Source organism: Allobaculum fili (assembly GCF_020969955.1).
Lineage (GTDB): Bacteria > Bacillota_I > Bacilli_A > Erysipelotrichales > Erysipelotrichaceae > Allobaculum > Allobaculum fili.
The window spans coordinates 19658-41236 of sequence record NZ_JAHDSX010000020.1 but is presented as its reverse complement, the minus strand read 5'-3'; the positions used below and the strand labels follow the sequence as shown (position 1 = coordinate 41236).

The window sequence follows — 21579 nt, the reverse complement described above, 5'->3', positions numbered from 1 at the left end:
ACCGGATCCGAAGTATGAAGAAAACGATGAAGAATAAAAAATACGCCAAGCGGGATCTCGAAAGGGATCCCGTTTAGCGTATCTAATATTCAGTCTCGCGTATACCCGTCGATTGTTTGACACTTACAAACAAACGGAGAATTTTCAAACTGTTCACCGACTCCGTATAAAAATCGCCCCGGATCGAAGGATATTGCCGATCCGGGGCGATTGATTTTGAATACGGTGTTTCTTAAGTCTGCTTTTTGGATTTGTGATTTGGAATTTTAATCCTTGCGGCGAAGAAGCAGCACAAGACAGGCTGCACTCAGAACCAGTGCACTTCCGCCTGCATAGAAGATAGACGTACCAACACCGCCAGTCTCTGGAAGTTCGTAAATCGGATGGTTCTGCACTTCAAAGATCACATTGCGATCCGTCTCGGACGCATTGGAATACGTGACCCCATTGCCGTTTGCCGGATAGATGACTTCGAAAAGCTGGTCGTTTGCCGAAGAAGTCCAGTATTTAGGGCAGGGCTTGCCATCTTCGCCGAGCTCATACACGTAATACGGATCGTTCCGGATTTCCAGATTGTCGATCACCGCATCCGCTGTCTTTTCCGTCGAGTCGGAAGCATCCTGCGGTGTGACCGTAATGGTCACTTTCTTAAGCGGCTGCTGTGATGCATCGTTCGGATCGGATTCTCGGTCATAAACGCCAAAGGTATAGTTTCCTGGCAGAAGACCGGCTTCAGAGAACGATTTGCGAATCGTGATTGAGAAGACAGGTTTCTTGTTTGTGAAAGTCAGATAAAGAATCTTATCCGGACTCAGTTCGGAAATGTTCACCCTCCCTTCTCTCGGGCGCTCGTTTTCCGCCGGGAAATGCTGTAAATCCTTATAAATATAGAAGTATTGAGGATCTTCGATCGAATTCGGATCGTATCCGGCCGGTACGCTCGTTTCTTCCACTTTGTACCAGATATTCGGCTCCAGTTTATTTCCATGCGCTTCGTTTGCGATAATCTGCCCGTTCGAATCCGTAGTGGCAGTGAAAGAATAACTGTTATTTTCATTCGCTTTAAACACCCCATTCGTCACCGTTCCCGCAGTGAATGAAAACGTTGCTCCGGCAAGGCCCTGCGTGGCATTGTTGGCGTCGACTTTTTTCAGGGTTACTTTCGGGGTGATGTTCACGCTCGATGAAGTACCGCCAATCGTATTGGTGGCCCACTTGGTAAACGTAGAAGATGGTGCGTCTTTTCCATAGCCCAGCCACGTGCAGCTGTTACTGATGGAGAATGAATTTTCTCCAGGCGGAACCTGAAGAGAAGCGGAATACGTAATGTGAATTCGTTTCTGATCCGGAAGGTTACGAATGATGACAGTTCCTTCTTCTTTACGGAATTCAACCGTAAAGTCGGTATACGCTGCTCCATCTGCTGTGACCTGAATCGTATCTGGAATGATTTCAATGACATCCGGATCATACGTATCCTGCAGATCGATGGTATCTGCACTCTCAATCAGATCCAGTCGATTTTCATTGAGATCAATCGAGTATTCAATCGTCGATTTCCCGGAAAGTGCAGTTGTATCGTCGACCAGCGTTGCGGAATCTTTCGAAATTGGATTGGACAGTTTCGTATTTTTCGTCTCTTCGTCGACTCCAATTCGGTTCTGGTCATGATACAGGTCAACATGGTTCACCACGGAAATTCGAGAATCCGATGCGATCGCTTCATCCCAGTCCACATTCAGCTTGGAAATCAAATGGATGGTGAAAGCCTGGCGAGGACTAACGTTGCTGACAATAATCGTTACCTTCTGCCCTTCAACGGTAATGCTGTCGATGGTCGGCTGATTTTCGCCAGTATTCGCCAGGAAGGCTCCTACGAAACTTGCATTATCAGAAATCGTATCCACAATTTTGAACGTTCCAGAGTAAGGGGTATTCGAATTTGTATCACCGCCCTGTCTGTTTACAAGAAGGGTCCAGTCATCGTAAATTTCATGATTCGACAGTTCGCCGTCCGCAATCTTTTCATCCAGAATCGGCTTGAGATTTGTATTGAATAGAGAAAGAACACTGTTCAGATTTGAATCATCCAGCTTTTTAAACTCGCCGTTCTGATACGCGAACCGGCTTCCGGCACTTTTATGGATGCTGTAGTACGAACGGAAACCATATTGCGCATCCGCCAGCTTTTTCGTTTCATTTCCCTGAATGGCTGAAAAACCATTTCCAGTGGATATATTGGCCTGATTGCGTTTCCAGATCAGATCCTGCTCCCCTCCGTTGAACGAATTTTCATCAGGCGTGGACTGGAGCAGAATATACAGCTTCTGCTTATCTCCATTTTCATCGATTAAAGAATAGTTCTCTTTAAACCGGATGTTTACGGTTCGATTATCGGAAGCATACGTCACTGTATACAGATCTTCATCAATCCGGCTTGTCTGGCTGTTAAAGGCAGTTAAAAAATCCTGATACGTATAAGAAGGCAAGCTGCCTGCTGGATAGCTCGTCGAGGTATGACTGACATCTCCCTCGATATTCTGGGTGCCGTCAAACGCGAATTCAAGGGTTCCTCTGTACAGACCAATCACGGATTCTCCTGGTACGTAATGGGTGAAGTACTCGCCCGACAAATTCGTCTGATTGGTAAGGGTATCCGAAAGGGTTGATTCTTTGCTGATCGTCGATCCGCTGACCTCAACCAGCCAGATTTGTCGACCGGCTTTCCATGTACCATTGGCCTCATGATCTTCCTGCGTGCTGAGATAAGAGACGCCGCGTTTTACCGCGCTCAGTTCTTCACTTGTAACGATCAGATGGGAAACGTGAATGTGCTGCTCCACAGGGACTACACTGTCTCCAATGCCTACGCCGACGGAACCATTCAGTTCGTTTGTAAGCATCAGGTTATCCGCACCGTCTTTCGCGCGAACATAGTAAATCAGTTCGTAGCTGAGTGCGTGTTCCGGTGTGTGTGCCCCTTTTATCTCATCCACTGAAGCCTTGTATTTGGAAAGATCAAACTGAAAACTCTGCTGGTCGTCCGGCAGTTTGAACCAGATCGTCCCCATCGCTTCTTTTCCAGGATCCTGTCGGCCGTCATAAACTTTCAGAGCTGCATAGCCTGTAAAGCTGAACTGATCGGAAATGGTTCCGCTGACGGAAAGCTCGTCGGTCAGAGCAGCCGATCCTACATTTGCCTTTCCATCTTCGTTGATTTTGATGGAGTACTGTACGGAGTGGATGGGAACTGTGAATTCAGTGACATTCGTCTTCTGACCCGCTGCATCGTAAACATCGCCGGTCATGGTCATCGGCGTGTTTTCTGTCAGCATTTCGCCCTTGGCTTTGGTTACAATCTCAGATTTCTGAATGTTCTGAGAAACGGTTCCCGAATGCGGTCCTGAGCTGCTGTACGTGTCGCCTGTATACGCCAGGTTGGTATACGTCATCTGTTCCTTATTCTCTGTGGCCATTTTCACCATCAGTTCCCGGTCAATCCGGATTTGGCATTTAATGTAGTAACGCTGGCCCCTCGACATGGTTTCAGGTGCTGGGATCCGGTATTCGCGAATTGTTCCATTATCCTGGTCTGTAAAAGTTACTTCATTTATAGGAATAGAGGTGTAATTCTGGTCATCGGATGAAGACTGGCAGTCCACCATGGAGACATAGGACAAGTAGCCAGGCTGCACCACATGGTCCACCTGAAAGTTCATGTAGTCGGTGACAACGCCGACAGGCCAGTCATCCATGTTGTATTCGCCGGCAATGACGCTGAGTTTGTAGGTCAGGTAGAGGTTCCCGTCGTCATCCGTCCTTGTTTCCTGTCCAAGATTGGATTTCCCAACGGTAAGCGTGCTTTGAAGCCGGTCATCTTCCCAGTCATAGCCTCTGCCATCGCTCGTACCAAATCGAATGCGTGAATCGTTTCGAATGTCCTGTACACCATGATTTAGCGCGTTTTTCGAATATTTGGCGGTATAAGTCAGTCTGTACTGCGTATTGGGCTGCAGCGTTCCTAGATAAAACCCTGCACGCGGCGCCGGTGCGCCTTCTACCGTATGCGTTACAGTTTCTTTTGGATTCGTTACGGGGTGATACGTAAGTTCAAGCGGGTCACTGGAGCCATTCCGGCTCAGAACGCAGCTGTACTGATCCTGTGGAATCTCCGTCGCGGTTCCATCCCTTGCAACGGAGAAAAACTGAATATTTTCATAAGGGGTAAAACCTTCTTTAAATTTCTGGCTCCATGAGCTGTAGTTGGGCCACCAGTCATCGACGATTGCATCGGGAGCAATCTGATCATCCGTCACAAAGCTGATCTGATAATGAATGATTGTGTTGCCCTCTTCGTCATAGGAATAGTTCTCGTGATTGCCGCCTTCTGGATTTTTTGCTTTTTTGAAATCGTGGACGGTCACATCGTTGTAGCTGGACAAGGTATCAAACTTAAAGGTGTAGTTTTTATCTCCAATCTGGTATTCCTGATTCGGGTTTTCCCAGATTTCTTCTCGATTGGCTAAAAGCGAATATTCGAATTGACCTGTTTTAATATCATTTTCTTCCAGTTCCAGATAGTTGCTGTAATCGATATGGAGATGATCTTCTGTTGGACAGGCATGAAGTCTTCCCAGTTCGATTGTCTTCGTTGATCCATCTTCTCTTTCGAAGGTGTGCATGAGAGGCGTTCCCTCTGCTGCCATATTGGAATGGAGGAAAGCAGGAATCGAATAATAGAATGAATGATTGTTGTCCACGATGGTTGTGTATTTCAGATTTTCATAATTCACGACCATTTTGAACTCGACGTTCATCTTGTACGTAATGTCATTTTCCGTGTTATCGTCATCCGGCTCAATTTCTGTCCATTCGGTCGGGGTGTTTCCTGAATTCTGAGGATAGCGATAATAAATCTTCGCTGCAGTCGGATGTTCGTTATATCCCTCGTCGCCGAGATTTCCTTCCGGATTCGATTCTGGAAATTTGGCTGCAGGACAGGACTCTGCTGTTTCGTCAGCCTGCGGTGAAATTTGAGCAGGTGTGTAAGAGAGGACCTGATTTGCGGCAGCCGGATTTGCGTTCTCCGCTTTTTTTGACGCTGCGCTTTCTTCCGTGGAAGCATCTGTTGAAGCTGCTTCAGCGGGATCGGCATCTAAAAGAACACGAACCGTTCCATAGACATGTTCATTGGCTACCGATTTGGAAACGATCTCTCCCTCATCGGCTTCCACAACATCCAGCGCTTCTTCATTTCCTTTAATGACAACCGCGCCTTTCAGTTTTCCCTCATCTTCGACAAAGGCGAGATCGCCTTCCGATGCCTGGTCAGCCGAACGCAGCAGGCCGCCCTCAAGAAGAGGATCCATCCAATCCTTGACGGACTGACTGGCAAAGCTGCTCATATCTGCTCCGGCATAGCTGTAGACAAAACGAAGGAAGCTTTCCTGAAGGTTTGTCGTATACGGATTTCCTTCCCAGGCTCCATATCGGGAATATGGTGCTTCACTGCCGTCTTCAAGAACCTGAAAGTTAGATGAACTTACATGTGAGCCAACTTGCGAAAGAGCGATTGCTGCCGCTTTGCCAGAAGAAGACGGCTCAGCCATTACATCCGCAAAAGCCGCTGTCCAGACGGATTCATCTTCCACATCCGCCTCGAGGTTGGCTTCGCATTGTCGTGTATGTTCGTGTTCAATCCGGGTGCAGTTCTCCTCGCAGGTATCGCTGTGTACATGTTTTTCCATACCGCAGTAGTACTGAGGTCTTGCCAGGGCTGTTGCAGGCAGAATCAGCGTATAGGCAGTCGCAAAAAGAGTCAGTATGGAAAGGACTCGGATTAAAATCGGATGTTTTTTCTGAAAGAATCTTTTCATTCCAGACATACGCTTCCTCCATTTCTTAATTGCTTCAAAACCGTGAATCGGATTTCCCTGCAGAAAGCCTGACGGCGTGGAAAACCCGCTCGTCGGCTGAAGGATCTCCGGTTCATTTTTTATGCGTAGTTCTTATTTCGCGTTTATTTCGATGTTTCTTTTCGCTTCAGGAAATACAGACCGATCAGCAGAAGACCGGAAAGAATAAACAGGCTTTCAAAAAGCGTCATTCCGGTCTGCGCTCCTGTTGGCGGCGTTTTTTTCGGTCTGGGTGCGCTGTTTGAGCTGCTGATGGAATTGCTGGTCGATTTACTGGATGAATGCGATGAATCGTCTGAGTTTGAAGAGCTCATGCTCGATGAAGTTGAACTCGAAGAAGATTCGGAAGAAGACGAATCCGAGGACGATGTAGAACTGTCAATCTCAATATCCGTATTCATTTTCGGCAGGGCGATTACATCGTAGGTATAGGTCTGTTCTTCTTCATCGAAATTTGGAACCGAAATTAAAAACGAACGGATGGGCTTGTAGCCAGGAGACGCTTCGTTCTGCATTACGAGATACAGACCTAACGGACACTCGCCAAAGCTGGCGATGCCGTTACGATCCACAGTCTGTGTGGTTCCCTCGATCTTGTGTTTCTTTACGAAATCTTCCAGATATTCAATGACCGCTTCTCTTTGCGGGTTGGAAAGATCCGCATTCGTTTCGGCAAACGTTTCATTCAGTTGAAATTTTGGATTGGTTTCTTCGTCGAGAACGATATCCGCCACCGGAATGATCGTCATGGAACCGCCGGAGATTGGCGTTCCATCGGCTTTGTGAATCGTCATCTGCAGAGAACCTGTTCGACTCAGATCAATTTCTTCTGCGGCTCGAACTGTCATCGGCACCATCAGCATGAGAGTCAAAACAATTCCAAACAGTTTTTTAAATCGAGTCATCGGCTTCTCCTTTCTTCGACTTTGGCTTTCTTGTCTTTATAAGCATCACGATGAGCAGGACCCCGAGAATAATGGCGCCGATCCAGAGGGCGACGATTTTCTCGTCGATCATTCCCGCTTCCTGATCCAGTGACCACTCCTCAACGTTTTCCGTACGCAGACCCGTGATTAAAATGCGGTGCGTGTTGATTCCATACGGAGTGCAGGTAACCAGAGTGACCTGGTCTTTCGTCGGATCGATCGTCAGCTGATCGAGTTCAGCCGGCAAAACGATTCGAATCGAGTCCACCGCGTACGTCAGTTTTTCGCCTAGAACGTTTAAAACGAAAAGGTCTCCTTCTTCCAGCTGATCCAGATCTGTGAACAGCTTTGCGGAAGGAAGGCCTCTATGCCCTGTAATGACCGCATGCGTTCCCGTTCCGCCAACCGGAAGAGACGAACCTTCCAGATGACCGGCTCCTGCAGCCAGGACGTCTTCGGAAGTTCCGTGGTAAATCGGAAGATTCACCTTGATTCGCGGGATCGAAATCGAACCCATGACCGTTGAATCCCCGATTTTTAACAGTTCGCCGTACTGCGCATGCTGTTCTGGGGTTGGATGATAGCGGTCTGCTCTTGTTAAAAGATCCGTATTATAGGCATTGGCCTGTTCGCGCATGGCTTTCAAATCTTCTTCATCTGTTTCCACAACCGCCTGCTCATAATGGGCAATGGAATGCGATCCAAGCGTGGTGTTCCACCAGTTTGAAAAACTTGGATAGGCCAGAAGACCAAGCCCGGCGATGAGAATGACAAGAATCAGAATTGTTCTTAGATGTTTCCTTAAAAACTTCAAACCCGTCTCCTCCTCTTTTCTGGAGAGTCTGGAAAACCTGGAAAATCACTCTTCCAGGCTTTCCAGACTCAGGGAGTCAGACTCCCTGAATCCTGTGGGTTATTGAAGATTAGTCTTCTTCTTTTTTTGCTTTCTTGCCTGCAGCCAGTGCGATTACTGCGCCAGCAGCAAGAATTCCGCCAGCTGCATAGAACAGAGTCGTACCCATGCCGCCGGTTTCAGGCAGGTTGGAGATTTTGGAGTCAACTACCGTAGCACCTTCGTGGTTCTCGCCTGATAAAGTTACTGTCGCTGCAGCTCCGCCGTCATCTTCTTTATGGCTGGCTGTGATTGTAATCGTCGTATCAGCAGCCAGCTTATAACCTTCCGGAGCTTTCGTTTCGACAAGGGTGTATGTTCCTGCATCCAGACCAGTCAGTACGAACGTTCCATCTTCACCAGATGTGAGCTTCGTTGTGTCGTCCTGCGCTGTCGACCAGCCGCTAAAAATGCCGTTAGTGAATGCAGCAAACCGATCGCCTTTCTTAAGAACGAACTCGGCTCCCTGAAGGGTGTTTCCCATGTTATCTGTCTTCGTGTTGGTCAGTTTATACGTGAAGACATATACATAGTCCTCTTTGGTCTGTCCTGTTCCTTCCCCATTCGGATTGTTGGAGTACTCCAGATAAACCTTGTTGTTGTTATAGAGCCCAGAAACGCCACTTTCAGCAACCATAGCGTGCGCATTCAGTTTGGCATTGTAGGTAACAACAACGCTGATTGCGTCATTCTCCTGAATTTCCGCAGGCAAATGAGCTTTCAGGTTATCGATAGTTACTGTCAGATTCTGGCCATCCTTTGCAGTAGTTGTTGGTACTTCAATTGCAGTAGTATTGTCGCCAACGAACATCTCTGCAGTCAGATTGCCTTCACTGACATAGTCAATTCCAGCACTCAGCGTGTCATGGAATACCAGCTTATAAGAATCGTAGTTTTTGATGTCCGCATACTGTGCAACTGTAGCAGTCAGTCTGAACTGGAAGGTGTCGCCAATTTCATGGTCAGCCGTTTCCCCCCAGCCTGCTGTATTGCTCTCATCATGATTGTCGTTGTCGCTAACTTCTTTATCGACGGTTGGTTTCGCGTTTTTCGGTGTAATTACTACATCAGTATTGGCGACCTGGAGAATGCTCAAACCAATAACGTCATCGGCAGATGAATCAACCGCTGTTGTATCTTTGATCAGATAGTAGCCAGGTGTGAGGTCAGTTGTGTTGGATGTAATTGCTTTTCCATTCTCGGTCAGAATTGGATGCAGTAATTTAGCAAGTGCCAGGCTTTGTTCTGCATTAAGACCATCAATTGCGTTAGCCACAGCCGCAGCATTCGGGTTGTCTCCGAGTGCTGTAATTTTGTCTGCCGAAAGCGGGCTATCGTCTCCTTTTAATGCAGCAATAATTGCAGCTTGCTCTGTTGTATCAGCGCTGGTTCCCCACTCGATGTCCACAAGTTTGTCGCCTTCCAGCTTACCGGTAAAAATCTGATAAGCCGTAAAAGCATGTCCCTCTGCAAAATTGGAGACAGTTACTGTCGTTGCTGAGATCGGCATCGCATTCATCATCGGCGCTGCAGTTCCGAGCATTGTCGAAAGGGCAATCGCGGATGAAATTAAAAATTTTCTGGATTTCATTGTTTTTCCTTTCTGTTGTCTTTTTCTCTTTTTGGGCTGTTCGAATTCAACTCCTGACGATTCAGATCTCCTGCAGTAAAGGAAGGTAAACGTCCGGGATAAATCAAGGAATGATGTTGGATCGAATTGATTCAGCCTTTCCTGTTTTGATACGGGTAAAACCTTCTTTTGTCTGCGTATCCCTTCTTTCTGGCTTGCTTAAGCCATTTTGTATGAATAAGGCGACTCTGCCTTCCCTGGCAAGAGACCTTTACTGCCTATACGAATTGATGTGAATCGGATCCATATTCGGAAGGACAATGAATCCGGATTATGGAAGAAACAGTTAACTGTCGCCGGCTGGTCCTGGGTTGGGCCAGAGGCGGAAGACGAGCCGTCCAACAATATCTTCAGAAGCGATAGGGCCGATTTCTGCGTTTCGGGAGTCCTTGGAAATGCTTCGATGATCGCCGAGAACGAACCAGCGTCCTTCGGGAACTTGATAAGGAAATTCGATATCGGGATCTCCGTACGCTTTGTCTGTCAGATAGGGTTCATCGATTTCTTCTCCATTCACAAAAACGGTTCCGTCTTCGTGAATGTCGATCCAGTCGCCTGGACCGGCCATGACGCGTTTTACGAGAATTTTGTTGTTGTAGTAGAAGGCGATGACATCGCCCGTTTCGAATTTGCTGTTTTTGATGGCGGCAACGATATCGCCTTCTTCCAGAGAAGGCGCCATGCTTGGTCCGTAAATTTCCAGAACGGGCATCCATAACATGGAAATCAGAACGGCCACCGCTGCCGCGACCAGGATGGTCTGAAGAATGCCGCGAACCGATTTCCAGTAGCGTTTTCGATAGCGGACGCGATCGATTTCGCTTCGGATCTCGGATACGGAAGGCATGTCTGGATCAGAGGGCTTCTTCGGTGCATTCTTCTGATTCATGATCGGAATAATTCTCCTTCAGACTTTCGAGATAGAGAGCAGCTGCCTGATCGGCTGCTTCAAATACGCCGGCCAGTTTCAAGGCCGCATGTGCCAGCGATTCGCTGTTTTCCAGATGGATCTGTCGCTGCGCAAGCTGAGCTTTCAGTTCTTCGTTTTCCTTGCGAAGCTTCTGATTTTCTTCCCGGGAGGCGAGCAGCAGTTCGAGAAGTTCAATGCGGGATTTGCGGCGCAGAGAGTTTTTATTCATAAACGCCTGTCCTTTCCACGAGATGAATCGGGCATCATCGATTTGAATTTTTCTTAAGGATTGTAAAATCTCTTATCTTCGTTCTTTTTCAAGTTCGTAAAGTTATACGAAAGCGGGGCGCTCGGGCTGCCGTACAAAACCCGGACTCTCTTCCTGAGGATTAGATGGTTTATGATGATCTTCGTGCGTTCCTGGTTTTACCCGAGACGGGAAAGCAAGGAATTCGATGTGCTGGGAAAGAAAGAGATGAGCGGGTCATTCGAAAAACGAAATACTAATGAAATTGAGGTGCAGGATTTTTGAGCGAGAGCAGGCTTCTTTGCTCAGCAGACCAGTTGGCGTTTCTGGTCATATGGCTTGCCTGGGCAAGCGAGTCAGCCCCTCAATGTATTTAGAATAGTGTCAGCTTTCGTGGCTTGCGATGTACTTTTTCTTAACGGTTTTGTCTAAATTAATCAGTATTCAATTTATGATGCTTTTATTCTGACAGTTTATATATATTTGAATTATTTCAATCGTTTGCACTTTTTACTTTCTGGTATTAATTTATCCAATTTGAATTTATTTATATTTCAACTACGGTAATTATTTTTAGCGAGAGCCTTGGTGAAATCCGACGGATTTATTTGCGTTTCTATACCTTATTTTTATTTATTTCTATCCTTTGATCTTTCGCCGAAAATGGCCTGTCCGCTCCTTTGGGCAGCTTTTTTTCCTGCGCGGATTTGCGCTGTCCTCTGTCTTCAGGCCCCCTCGGATCGGGTGCCTTTCGTGCCGTTAAGAAAGCCGATCTGCGCTAAAGAAAAATCCTCATGCATCTGGAAATCATCCAGAGGCATGAGGATTTTGTTCTGTGAATCTATCCCTCCTGTTCGGATCTTCAGCGTCTCCATCGTCTGACAGGCCACGGATCGAAGAGATAAAACGAACAGAAGGAGCAGAAGGGTTTGAAGGGAATGGAAAGAAGATCGATCGATTCCGTTTGGAATTTTATTTTTTGAGAGAAAGCTTTACGGCTGTCTCTACGTGCGGAGTCTGCGAGAAGAAATCAAAAGGCTGTACGCATTCGATCGCGTATTTCTTCTGCAAAACGTCCAGATCTTTTCCTAGCGTGGACGGATTGCACGAAACGTAGATCAGATTTTGCGGCTGTGCTTTCAGGATGGCGTCTTTCATGGTACGGTCCAGACCGCTTCTCGGCGGATCGACGACCAGCGTATCGACATGACGTTTCTGCGAAATCCGCTTCAGTTCCGTTGCCGCATCCTGACAGACGAAGGAAAGGTTTTCCTTGCCGTTGAGCAGTGCGTTTTCACTCGCGTTGGCCACTGCGTCTTCTACGGATTCGATACCGATAATTTCTTTAGCTTTATCCGCCGCAAAAAGCGAGATGGCTCCGATGCCGCAATAGGCTTCGACCATCAGATCGGTATGATCCGGCAGCCAGGATTCGATCAGCGTATATAAAGCGAGCGCCTGTTTCGTGTTGAGCTGAAAAAACGATTTGGGCAGAAGATTCAGCGTGAACTCGCCCAGCGTAAGCGTCATTTTCATATCGCCGCCCAGATGCAGCATCTGACGGCCAAACAGTTCGTGTTCCGGATCGTCCGGTTCCTTAATGGACTGCCAGACGGAAGCGGCATGATCTGACTTTTCCAGAATCTGCTCAACCAGACGTTCCGGGATGTCCATCTTTCCGGTAACCAGAACGATATGGATTTTGCCGTCAAATTCTTTCAGAACCAGATTTTTCAGGCCTTCCGGATGTTCTTTATCGGCAACGGGAAGTCCGGACTGGTCGATCAGCGTATTGAGTTCCATGCGGGCCCGTTCCAGACCTTTGGCATGAATCAGACAGCGTTCAACAGGAACGAAATCATTGGTTTCCCGCGCATACATGCCCGTGGTGACTTTGCCGTCTTTTAAGCCGAAGGGAAGCTTGCAGGCGTTGCGGTACTGCAGAGGATCCGGATTTTTGATGACAGGAAAAATCGGTCCTTCATAGTGCGCATAGCGGCGCAGCGCTTCCTTAAGGATCTGCTCTTTCATGCGGATCTGGCCTTTGTAGTCGACATGCATCAGCGCACAGCCGCCGCATTCTTTCGAAATCGGACAGGGCGATTTGCGCCGGCGCGGGGCTTCCTGGACGATCTTTTCCACATGACCCTGCGCATAGCTGCCGAAGTCGTGATCAATATCGATATCCACGATTTCATCGGGAATCGCACCGGGTGTACGAAGACCGCCTTCTTATTGACGTAGGCGATGCCTTCGCCGTTGATTCCCCATTTTTTTATTTTTGTTCTCATTTTGCTTTTCTCCAGGTGCTGATCACAAAGTCAAAGGTGACATCCAGACCGTTTTTCAGGTTTTTGACGCGCTCAAGGCCCTCAGCAGGTGACTTGTAGCGATACGGTGTCATTTCCAGCAGGCTCCAGACGTCATCGACATGAACGAGCTCGCTCAGCTCCGTACGATCGACAAGTTCAAAGCCTTCCGGCTGTTTTGGCTCATCGTTGAGACGGACGTTTTCATACAGGACTTCCTTCAGTTCCTTATGATGGTTTTTTCCGGGTCCGACTGTGATCAGTAAACCGTCCTCTTTTAAAACCCGTCTGGCTTCCTTTGCGGGGATCGGCGTAAAGATCGATGTCAGCAGATCCGCGCTCAGATCGGCAAACGGCAGTTCAAAAATGCTTCCGACAATGTATTGCGTCTGCTTGTCCTGACCGGCGGCATGTGCAATGGAAGGACGGCTTAAATCGATGCCGTATCCTTCTTCGACTTCCTTGGCAAAGCGTCGGGTGTAATAGCCTTCTCCGCAGCCAAGATCGATGTACATTCTGGGATGGAGGTCGTGGATCTTTTTCGCGATGGCTTCGCGTAAAAAATCATAGGCGCCGCTTTCGAGAAAGCGGGTACGGGCAGCCGACATGGCTTCGTTATCGCCGGTGACTTTCTGCTTGCGGCAGAGATTGACATACCCCTGTCTGGCCTGATCGAACGCGTGATTGTTCGGGCATTTCCAGGTGCGGTTTTCCTTATGCAGGGGCTGATGACAGATTGGACAGTTCATGCCCTCATTATAAAGCGCCCCTCGCTATTCTCCGGTTTTAGGCGCGTCTGGATTTTGGCGTCCGTCTTCTTTGCTTGCGGAAGGGTTGGGAAGCTGGAGCCCAAAGATGTCAGAACGGGTGACAAAACGGGAACAGAGGCTCTGTGTGCGCCTCGCATCTGGATCGAGAAGGAGACGGCGAATGCAGCAGGCAAGGAGCAGAACGCAAAACGCAAAGTTCAAAAGAAAAGCAGGGAGAATTTCGAACTGGAAATTCTTCCCTGCCTGTAGTTTTGAATACATTCTGGCTTAGAACAGATCGTCTTCCGCTTTATTTGGTTCTTCGAAATGAAGGCGGATGGTTTCCGCGTATTCAATGCAGTCGGAAACCATTTCCTGCCAGTCCCAGCGTTTTTCGTACTCGATGCATTTTTCGAGTTTCGGACGGGTTACTGGATTTTTCGGCGTGAAAATCGTGCAGCAGTCTTCGTAAGGCAAAATGGACGTTTCGTACGTACCGATCTTTCGGGCGATATCGATGATTTCGGTCTTATCCATGCATACGAGCGGACGGATGAGCGGCATGTTCGTCACGTTGTTGATGACGTACATGCTCTCCAGCGTCTGGCTGGCTACCTGGCCAACGCTTTCTCCCGTACCGATTGCGAGACAATGGCGTTTTTCCGCAAGTCCTGCTGCAATGCGCATCATCATACGGCGCATGAGCGTAATCGCATAGCTTTCCGGCGCGTTCTGATAAATGGCCAGCTGCAGCGTGGTAAACGGAACGACATGAACGACAACATCGCCCTGATACGGAGCGAGCAGCCGGGCGAGCGCATACACTTTTTCACGCGCTTCGGCGGAAGTGTACGGCGGGGCGGCAAAGTGCACGCATTCGATATGCACGCCGCGCTTCATCATGAGATAGCTGGCAACCGGAGAGTCAATACCGCCGGACAGCAGCATCATCGCCCGTCCGCCGACACCGACCGGGAATCCGCCGGCGCCTGGAATTTTCTCGGACATGATGTAGACCGCATCTTTGCGGACTTCGATCAGGATCGTCACTTCCGGATTGTGGACATCGACTTTCCAGTCGCTGCTTTTGAGAATGACGGTCGCCGCTGCGCGGTTGATGTAATCCGAATCGTGCTCGAACATTTTGTCGTGGCGTCTTGCACGGATTTTAAACGTGTGCGGAGTGCTTAAGTCCACACTGGCTTTAACGCCTTCGAGAATGGCGTCCATCGTCGGCTCCGTTTTAATCGCCGGAGAAAACGAGGAAATGCCAAAGACTTTGGAGACGATGTCGCACACTTTTTTTTGATCTTCGTCATGAAGATAAAGATACATGCGGTCGTACTGGGTTTCGAGTTCGAGCGTCGGAAATCCCTTGAGCGCTTTTTTCAGATTGTCTTTGAGCTTTTGAATGAAGTTCTGCCGGTTCTTGCCTTTCAGAGAAAGTTCGCCGTACCGGATCAGAATATGGTCATAACGGTAATCCATAAGCCTGGATGATCTCCTTTACACTGTCGATAAATGCGTCGGCCTCTTCGATGGTGTTTTCGCCCGAAAAGGACAGGCGGATATTGTGGGTCGCTTCCTTTAAGGAACAGCCCATGTTCAGAAGAACCGGGTTGGCCTGATGGGAACGGGACTCGCAGGTGCTGATGGCGGAAACGCAGATTCCCCGCTCATCGAGCGCGTTCTGCATGACCTGGCTGGTCATGGCATCAAAGCAGAGGCAAAGAATGGAGGAAGCCGCATTTTCCGGGGAGAGAACGTGCGCGCCGGGAATTTCATCGAGCCGTTCGATGATGTGATCCCGGACTTTTTTCATCTGTGCCTGGGTCTGCTTCTGGCCTTCGAGTGCCAGACGGATCGTCTTGGCCAGCGCGATGTGGACGGGCGCGTTTTCGGTGCCGCCGCGCATGCCCTGTTCCTGCTGGCCGCCAAAGATCAGCGGCTGAAGGACAAGGTTCTTTTTCTTCTTGAGAAGTGCGGATCCTTTCATGCCGTGGATCTTATGCGCAGACATCGTCATCAGATCGAGCTTTTCAAAAGGAATATCCACTTTGCCAAAGCTTTGCGTGCAGTCCGCATGGAAGACGCAGGTGGGATGGGTATGGACAACATCCGCAATCTCGCCGATCGGCGTAATAGCGCCGGTCTCATTGGAGACGTGAATGAGCGAGACGAGCAGGGTGTCCTTCGTCAGCGCGTCCTGTACGTCTTTGGCGTGAATGGTTCCGTCTTCGTGAATGGGCAGACGGACCACTTCAAAGCCGATCGATTCGAGAAAGTTCATCGCGGCCGTCGTGGAGGAATGTTCCGAGTTGGATGTGATAATGCGGTTTCCCCGATTCCTGTTGGCTAAAGCATAGCCGACGATCGCCATCGAATTGGATTCCGATGCACAGGAGGTAAAGAGGATTTCTTCCGGGGAGCATTTGAGCATGGAAGCGATGCGCGAGCGGCTCTGTTCGAGAAGCTTTGCTGCTTTTCTTCCCTGCTGATGAAGGGAATCCGGGTTTCCGTATTCATCGAGCAGTTTTACAAAAAGAGCAGCAACTTCCCTGCTCACAGGGGTGGTTGCTGCATGATCGAAATAAATCATACCTGGTTCATGACCGCCGGATCCTTGCGGGCAATCAGCTTCTCATAAATTCCCGGATGAAGCGTTTCGATAGCCTGCATGGCGATTTTGAGTGCTCGGGTATATTCCCCGTTCTGGAAGCACATTTCCGCTTTGGTCAGATCCGAATCAAGGGCCGGATAGGAAGAGCGGAAACGGTTGCCAAAGACGATGGCGTTTTCTACCATGACCGCTACGCCGGTGAGGTTGCTGGCGTTGGAATACAGCTTGTAAATGAAATCGATGGCATCCTGCAGCGTGCCGTTCAGCTTGTCGATGTCGAGCGTCTGGCTTTCGAGTACGTTCTGTACATCCGTAATTTTCTGTTCGCCGCGTTCGAGGTCCTGGTTGAAGGATTCGGATATGGCGGGCAGATTGCGAATGCTGGTGTTCAGACGCACTTCGTTGAGAATCAGCTCGAGCTTGATGAGCTGTTTGCGGGCGCGGCTTTCATCGGAAGAGGCACCGAGAAGCAGCTGCTTCATGTTGGCGACTTCCTTGCCGAACGCATCCGTACGGCTGATGAAGGAGCGGAATCCGCTGATGACTTCGACCTGGTAAACTTCGCTTTCTTCGAGCTGTTTCTGAATCTGGTCGCGCTGCGTCTTCAGCTCGTCGAGCTGTTCACGCGCCTTGGCAAAACGGGCGGTCCAGTCTTCGAGACCGAAGCGGTCCTTGATGGACGCGTACAGACGGATAATTTCCGCCAGTTCGGCTTCGCTCTGATCGACGGTGGCGAAGTTGTTTTCCAGGCTGGCCTGGATTTCGCTGAAGGCTACATGCTCCTGTGCGATGTCTTCGTTGAGGGCGAGCACCTGATCCGTGATGGCATCGAGCGCCGGCGCGGCTTTTTTCAGGTCGCCTTCATCGAGGCTGGCCACGGCATCTTCGAGCGCATTGGAAATGGCGTCGAGCTTGTCGTCTACGCCAAGGTAGGACGCGTCAATGCGTTCTTCTTCCATCCTGGCCACAGCCGTCTTGACTTCTTCAATCGCCTGCGGCAGTTCGGTTTTGGCCCGGCTGTACAGGGACGGATACACTTTTGCGATTTCTTCAAACTCATCGCATTCGTTCTGAATTTTGTCGCAGTCTTCACGGACTTCGGCAAAGCGCGCCTGGCCGAGATCTTCTTCAAGCTTCTGCAAAGACGTCTCCATGGAACTGATCATCTTATCCATGTAGGCGGTGCCGCTGAAGAAGCTGTCGCGTTTTTCGGCATAGTCCTTTTTCAGCTTGTCGGCGCGTTCAATAATGCGGGAGGCATTTTTGCGGACTTCGTCTTCGCGGGAAATGACGCGGTCCAGCGATTCTTCCACGATGCGGATTCTTTCTTCCGTATCGTCGAGAACGGTTTCGACTTCGTCCATCGCGCGGGCGGCTTTCTTATATTTATGACGGGTAAAGTATTCCGTCGCGCGGTTGTACAGATCTTCCGTGGCTTCGATCGACTGCAGACAGATCTTGTATTTCGGCTTGATCGACTTGAACCGGTCCGCAAGATCTTCGTTGTTTTCGGCAAACTGTCTGGCCTTGCGGTATTTGAATTCGAGATTGTTGTCGAGCATGTCGTTGACATCCGCTTCCAGGTCGTGCAGACGGCGGGAAACGCGTCTTTTCTTCATGGAGCGGGAAATGATGCCAACGATGATCAGAATAACAATCGCAATTCCTATATAAATCATGACCTCAATCGGAACGTGTCTGGTCACATACGTGTACATATTCAGGCACCAGTCCCGGACTTGGGTCCAGAGATTTTCCATATATAATCCTCCTGACATTCGGCTTTATAGTATAACAGACAACGCACACAAAACCACGCGGGCTTGGCCTGCCTGGACTATGGACGTTCTTCAACAGTTTCTATTGTGTCACAAAAAGCCGCGTTCCGTCTTCGGGATCTCTTCAATTTTGAGCAGGATTTTTTCTGCGGCTTTTCCCTCTACAATATTATTGCCCGCTGCGTACTGGATCTGGACAGTCCTGAAGCGTCACTTCCGGCTTAGGTTTGCGAAAAAAGGCGATGTCCGATCGGTTGTCATCTGGAAGGTTTGCTGATATAGTGGTTTGGCATGATTCAAACAGCATACAAATGCGTGAGTCAGGCGCCTGAGCTTAAGAGATGCGAGTAACAGCCAGCTGTTCTGAAGAAAACATCGTCCCAGGCACCCCTTACGAAGATTTGTATCCTGGTATTGTTTTTTTGCGAAGACAATAGGAGGAAAAACTAAATGTCCAGAATGACAGGTTCTACCTGGAAAGTTTCCCGCCGCCTGAGCTTCTCCATTTCGGAAACAGGCAAGGAACTCGCCAGACGTCCTTATGCTCCCGGCCAGCATGGAAAAACGCGCCGAATCAAACTCACTAACTACGGTATCCAGAAACAGGAAAAACAGAGAATCCGTAACGTTTATCAGCTCTCTGAAAAACAGTTCGCCAACCTCTACTTCAAGGCAAGCCGCATGGGCGGTTCTGCCGGTGAAAACTTCCTGGTTCTCCTCGAAAGCCGTCTCGACAACCTCGTATACCGCATGGGCTTCGCTCGCACACGCCGCGCTGCCCGTCAGCTCGTCAACCACGGTCACATCCTGGTAGACGGAAAGAAAGTGGATATCCCATCCTTCTCCGTTCGCCCGGGTTCCGTAATCGAAGTTGCTGAAAAAGACAAAAACAAACCGTTCATTGTTGATGCTCTTGCAGCTGCTCCAGCTGCCGTTGACTTCGTTGAAGTGGACAAAGATCAGAAAAAAGGCAAATACCTCCGCACTCCGGAACGTGCCGAACTGTTCAAAGACCAGCCAATCAACGAACTGCTCGTTGTTGAGTACTACAACCGCAAATCCTAATAGATTTCAAAGTAAGTCTCATGAGTTTAAAAAGCCGAAGATTCGTCTTCGGCTTTTTCTTTTTGGGTGCATTTTCAAAAAATAAGGTCCGCTCTGCCGGCACAATTGTGTCGCAAAGCGGACCATTTTCTGTCGATCCACCTGTTGAACGGACGAAACCCGACTGAACGGACTCGGTGATCCGGCATGCCCTGCAGCGGTGTATCTCTGCGGCCATGCAGCCATGCAGGCGTACATCCGTACAGTCCGGCAGGCCGCCATTCTTTTCTTTCAGCTGCCCCTGCCCAGCTCAGACAAATCTGAAATCCGCTGGACATATTCGTCTAGAGGTATTTGCCGGACATATTTACTGGATGTATGTCCCTGGCTTATTTACTTCCCTTTCGTGTGCGCTTTCTCTTTCTGGCTTTGGCCGCTGCGACATTTTCCAGACGCTCAACGACCCGATCGACCTGCGCTCTGGCTTCTGTGATCCACAACTCCGCCGACTGGTTCTGCAGCTGAGCCAGTTGATCGCTTTGCGTTTTCCAAAGTTCGAGCGCGTCATCATACGCGCCTTCTTCTATACAGGCAATCAGATATACCGTAAGGGCAAAATACAGGGAATCAAAACGTTCTTTCGTCCAGCCCCAGACGGCATAGCCCTGTTCCAGCAAGGCGATCCATCGTTTACAAAGCGGCTTTCTCTGCGCGGGCAGTTCGTTCCAGTGTTCGAGCAGCATTGCTTCGGCCAGACTGGCGAAGGCTTCGCAAAGCCGCCAGTTCGCTGCGGCTTCGGACTCGAGAAAGCTCTCGGCCATACAGTCGATCGCAATGGCGCCCTGCCAGTACAGCCGGTCGGCTTCGCTTCGCGCTGCCAGCTCCTCCACGTTATGAAACCGTCGTCTCCAGATGTCGGACTGGACCGCTTCCTCGGGCGGAAGCCACATCTTTTCATAATCTGCCCGCCGGGGATGCACCGCAAAGAACCGGCGGATATAGCGGTCTTCTACCGTTTTCTTTTTCCAGCCGATCGTCAGGCGGTATTCCGTATTCTTACCGGATGCGGCCGCCTCCAGAATCTGCAGTGGCACCTTCTCTTCCAGTACCGGGTTTTCTTCCTGTTCAAAACGAATGTCCATAGCTGCTCCCTGAGCGATTTCCCATTTCTAAACCGTTCGCAAAACCGTTTTCTTTTCGCTCAGTCGTTTATACGGTTCTCCTGGACGCTTAAGCTTCTCGATCCGGATTTTTTTCGTATTCTTCGCCTTCTGCCGGCAAGTCGGGAAGAGTGACTTCCCTTTCGGTTTCCGATTTTGCGGATACGCCCTCGAGCAGATCGCCATAGCGCATTTCCGTCATCCCGCTTTTAAAGGGAATCGGACTGTCTTCATCCGCAATGAGCTGTACGCAAAGCTTGCCGTCGTGGATGCACAGATTGATTTCTTCGAGATCCTCAATCTGCTCTTCATCAAGCGGACAGTAAATCAAGCCGATCTCTTCGTCTTCGTATTCCACAATGGCCTGGTTATGACCCAGAGGGGTGATTTCGAGATCTTCCAGCAAAATTCGATCAAATGACTTCAGGGGAAAATAAAGCGAACGCGCTTCGAGTTCCTGTTCTTCCTGCCGCAGCTCCTCCTGCTCTTTTTCCTGCTGGCGAGCGCGCGCTTCGCCAAGTTTATCCAGTAATCCCATACTCTTTTCCTTTCCTAAAATTCTCAGATCCCCTTTGTTTTACTGGAAACAAGCTTGTTGCCTGTCGATCGATGTTTCGCCCGTTCGATCGGCTGACTCTGCCGGCTGTTTCCGTTTTTCTTGCGAATAAACGATCTTTCGTTTTCCGCACGCCCCTTAAACGAGCAGATCCGTTTTCTGGCTCCGCCCTGTTTTTCCTATTGTACCTGTCCAGTGTAGACTCGGCCAGCACGGCAAAACGATCCGTCCTGGAAGAGGGGCGGATCGTTTTGGACTGTGTATGGGCGGTATCAGTGTATGTATTCAATCTTTTCGGCGATCAGGGTGACGTTCGAAACGGTTCGTCCGTCTTTTTGAAGCGGTCTGGACTGAATGCGGCCCTTCGCGGTAATCCAGGCGTTCAGGCGGGCACAGCTGGCTAGCGTTTCGGCTGCCCCGCGCCACACTTCCAGACTCATCAGATCGCTTTCAAACTCGCCTTTGGAATTGGCGAACGGGCGTTCGACCTCGATCAGAACGCTGCACGTTTTCCAGCCTTGCGGATTGGTTTTCAATTCTGGAATCGAAGCGATTTTGCCTGCCAGACAGAACTGATTCATGTCTTTCCTCCTTTCCTTCTCTCTTCTCTTTCGGATAAAGCTCTGCTGAAAACACGCTCAGTATAGAAAGAAAGGCAGAATCGCTCAAATCGCCTATTTCATGACAATCGAAGAAAAAGTGGCCATTCTCATGCATTTGATTGATGAGAATGACCGCTTTTTAAATGAATATCATGTTTTCGGCGCATTTGATCCATTCCGGATCCAATCGTCAGTCTGTCGATTGGATCCGGTTCAAGGCTCGTCTCGAAATAGGGATCCC

Annotated in this window: 15 protein-coding genes; 1 reads left to right on the top strand and 14 read right to left on the bottom strand. The window is 49.3% G+C overall.

Translation table 11 applies throughout. The annotated features are described in order from the left end of the window. Positions 1-266: 266 nt before the first annotated feature. The 11 genes from Afil_RS06085 to Afil_RS06035 form a co-directional block, all read right to left on the bottom strand. Positions 267-5876: a SpaA isopeptide-forming pilin-related protein gene (locus Afil_RS06085; RefSeq protein ID WP_230267679.1), complete on the bottom strand. Its 5610-nt coding sequence runs from the start codon at positions 5874-5876 to the stop codon at positions 267-269. Positions 5877-6019: 143 nt separating this feature from the next. Continuing rightward, positions 6020-6820, bottom strand: a complete 801-nt coding sequence (locus Afil_RS06080; protein ID WP_230267678.1) for an isopeptide-forming domain-containing protein — start codon at positions 6818-6820, stop codon at positions 6020-6022. Then, positions 6807-7655, bottom strand: coding sequence for a class C sortase (locus tag Afil_RS06075; protein WP_230267677.1), 849 nt, complete (start codon positions 7653-7655; stop codon positions 6807-6809). Before Afil_RS06075 ends, Afil_RS06080 begins: the two co-directional genes overlap by 14 nt. A 109-nt stretch (positions 7656-7764) precedes the next feature. Then, positions 7765-9324: a SpaH/EbpB family LPXTG-anchored major pilin gene (locus Afil_RS06070; protein ID WP_230267676.1), complete on the bottom strand. Its 1560-nt coding sequence runs from the start codon at positions 9322-9324 to the stop codon at positions 7765-7767. Positions 9325-9649: 325 nt separating this feature from the next. Further along, positions 9650-10252, bottom strand: a complete 603-nt coding sequence (lepB, locus tag Afil_RS06065; protein ID WP_230267675.1) for a signal peptidase I — start codon at positions 10250-10252, stop codon at positions 9650-9652. Next, a complete protein-coding gene (locus tag Afil_RS06060) occupies positions 10218-10502 on the bottom strand; it encodes a hypothetical protein (protein WP_230267674.1) in 285 nt (94 codons plus the stop codon). Before Afil_RS06060 ends, lepB begins: the two co-directional genes overlap by 35 nt. Positions 10503-11492: 990 nt before the next feature. Continuing rightward, complete coding sequence (gene rlmD / locus Afil_RS06055; RefSeq protein ID WP_230267673.1) at positions 11493-12710, bottom strand: 23S rRNA (uracil(1939)-C(5))-methyltransferase RlmD; 1218 nt, start codon at positions 12708-12710, stop codon at positions 11493-11495. Between the two features lie 97 nt (positions 12711-12807). Next, positions 12808-13578, bottom strand: a complete 771-nt coding sequence (locus Afil_RS06050) for a putative RNA methyltransferase (RefSeq protein WP_230267672.1) — start codon at positions 13576-13578, stop codon at positions 12808-12810. Between the two features lie 288 nt (positions 13579-13866). After that, positions 13867-15066: a tRNA uracil 4-sulfurtransferase ThiI gene (thiI, locus tag Afil_RS06045; protein WP_230267671.1), complete on the bottom strand. Its 1200-nt coding sequence runs from the start codon at positions 15064-15066 to the stop codon at positions 13867-13869. After that, complete coding sequence (locus tag Afil_RS06040; protein ID WP_230267670.1) at positions 15050-16177, bottom strand: cysteine desulfurase family protein; 1128 nt, start codon at positions 16175-16177, stop codon at positions 15050-15052. Before Afil_RS06040 ends, thiI begins: the two co-directional genes overlap by 17 nt. Beyond that, positions 16174-17958, bottom strand: a complete 1785-nt coding sequence (locus Afil_RS06035; protein ID WP_230267669.1) for a septation ring formation regulator EzrA — start codon at positions 17956-17958, stop codon at positions 16174-16176. The genes Afil_RS06040 and Afil_RS06035 overlap by 4 nt, the downstream gene beginning before the upstream one ends. A 468-nt stretch (positions 17959-18426) precedes the next feature. Here Afil_RS06035 and rpsD point away from each other — a divergent pair, with 468 nt between their 5' ends. Then, the gene (gene rpsD / locus Afil_RS06030) at positions 18427-19041 is read left to right on the top strand and encodes a 30S ribosomal protein S4 (RefSeq protein ID WP_230267668.1); all 615 of its coding nucleotides are present in this window, start codon (positions 18427-18429) and stop codon (positions 19039-19041) included. Positions 19042-19409: 368 nt separating this feature from the next. Here rpsD and Afil_RS06025 read toward each other — a convergent pair whose 3' ends face one another. The 3 genes from Afil_RS06025 to Afil_RS06015 form a co-directional block, all read right to left on the bottom strand. Further along, on the bottom strand, positions 19410-20162 hold the full coding sequence (locus tag Afil_RS06025) for a hypothetical protein (RefSeq protein WP_230267667.1): 753 nt from the start codon (positions 20160-20162) through the stop codon (positions 19410-19412). Positions 20163-20250: 88 nt separating this feature from the next. Further along, positions 20251-20718, bottom strand: a complete 468-nt coding sequence (locus Afil_RS06020; protein ID WP_230267666.1) for a hypothetical protein — start codon at positions 20716-20718, stop codon at positions 20251-20253. Positions 20719-21008: 290 nt separating this feature from the next. Continuing rightward, entirely contained in the window at positions 21009-21317 is a 309-nt protein-coding gene (locus tag Afil_RS06015; protein ID WP_230267665.1) for a single-stranded DNA-binding protein, read from the bottom strand. Positions 21318-21579: the final 262 nt, after the last annotated feature.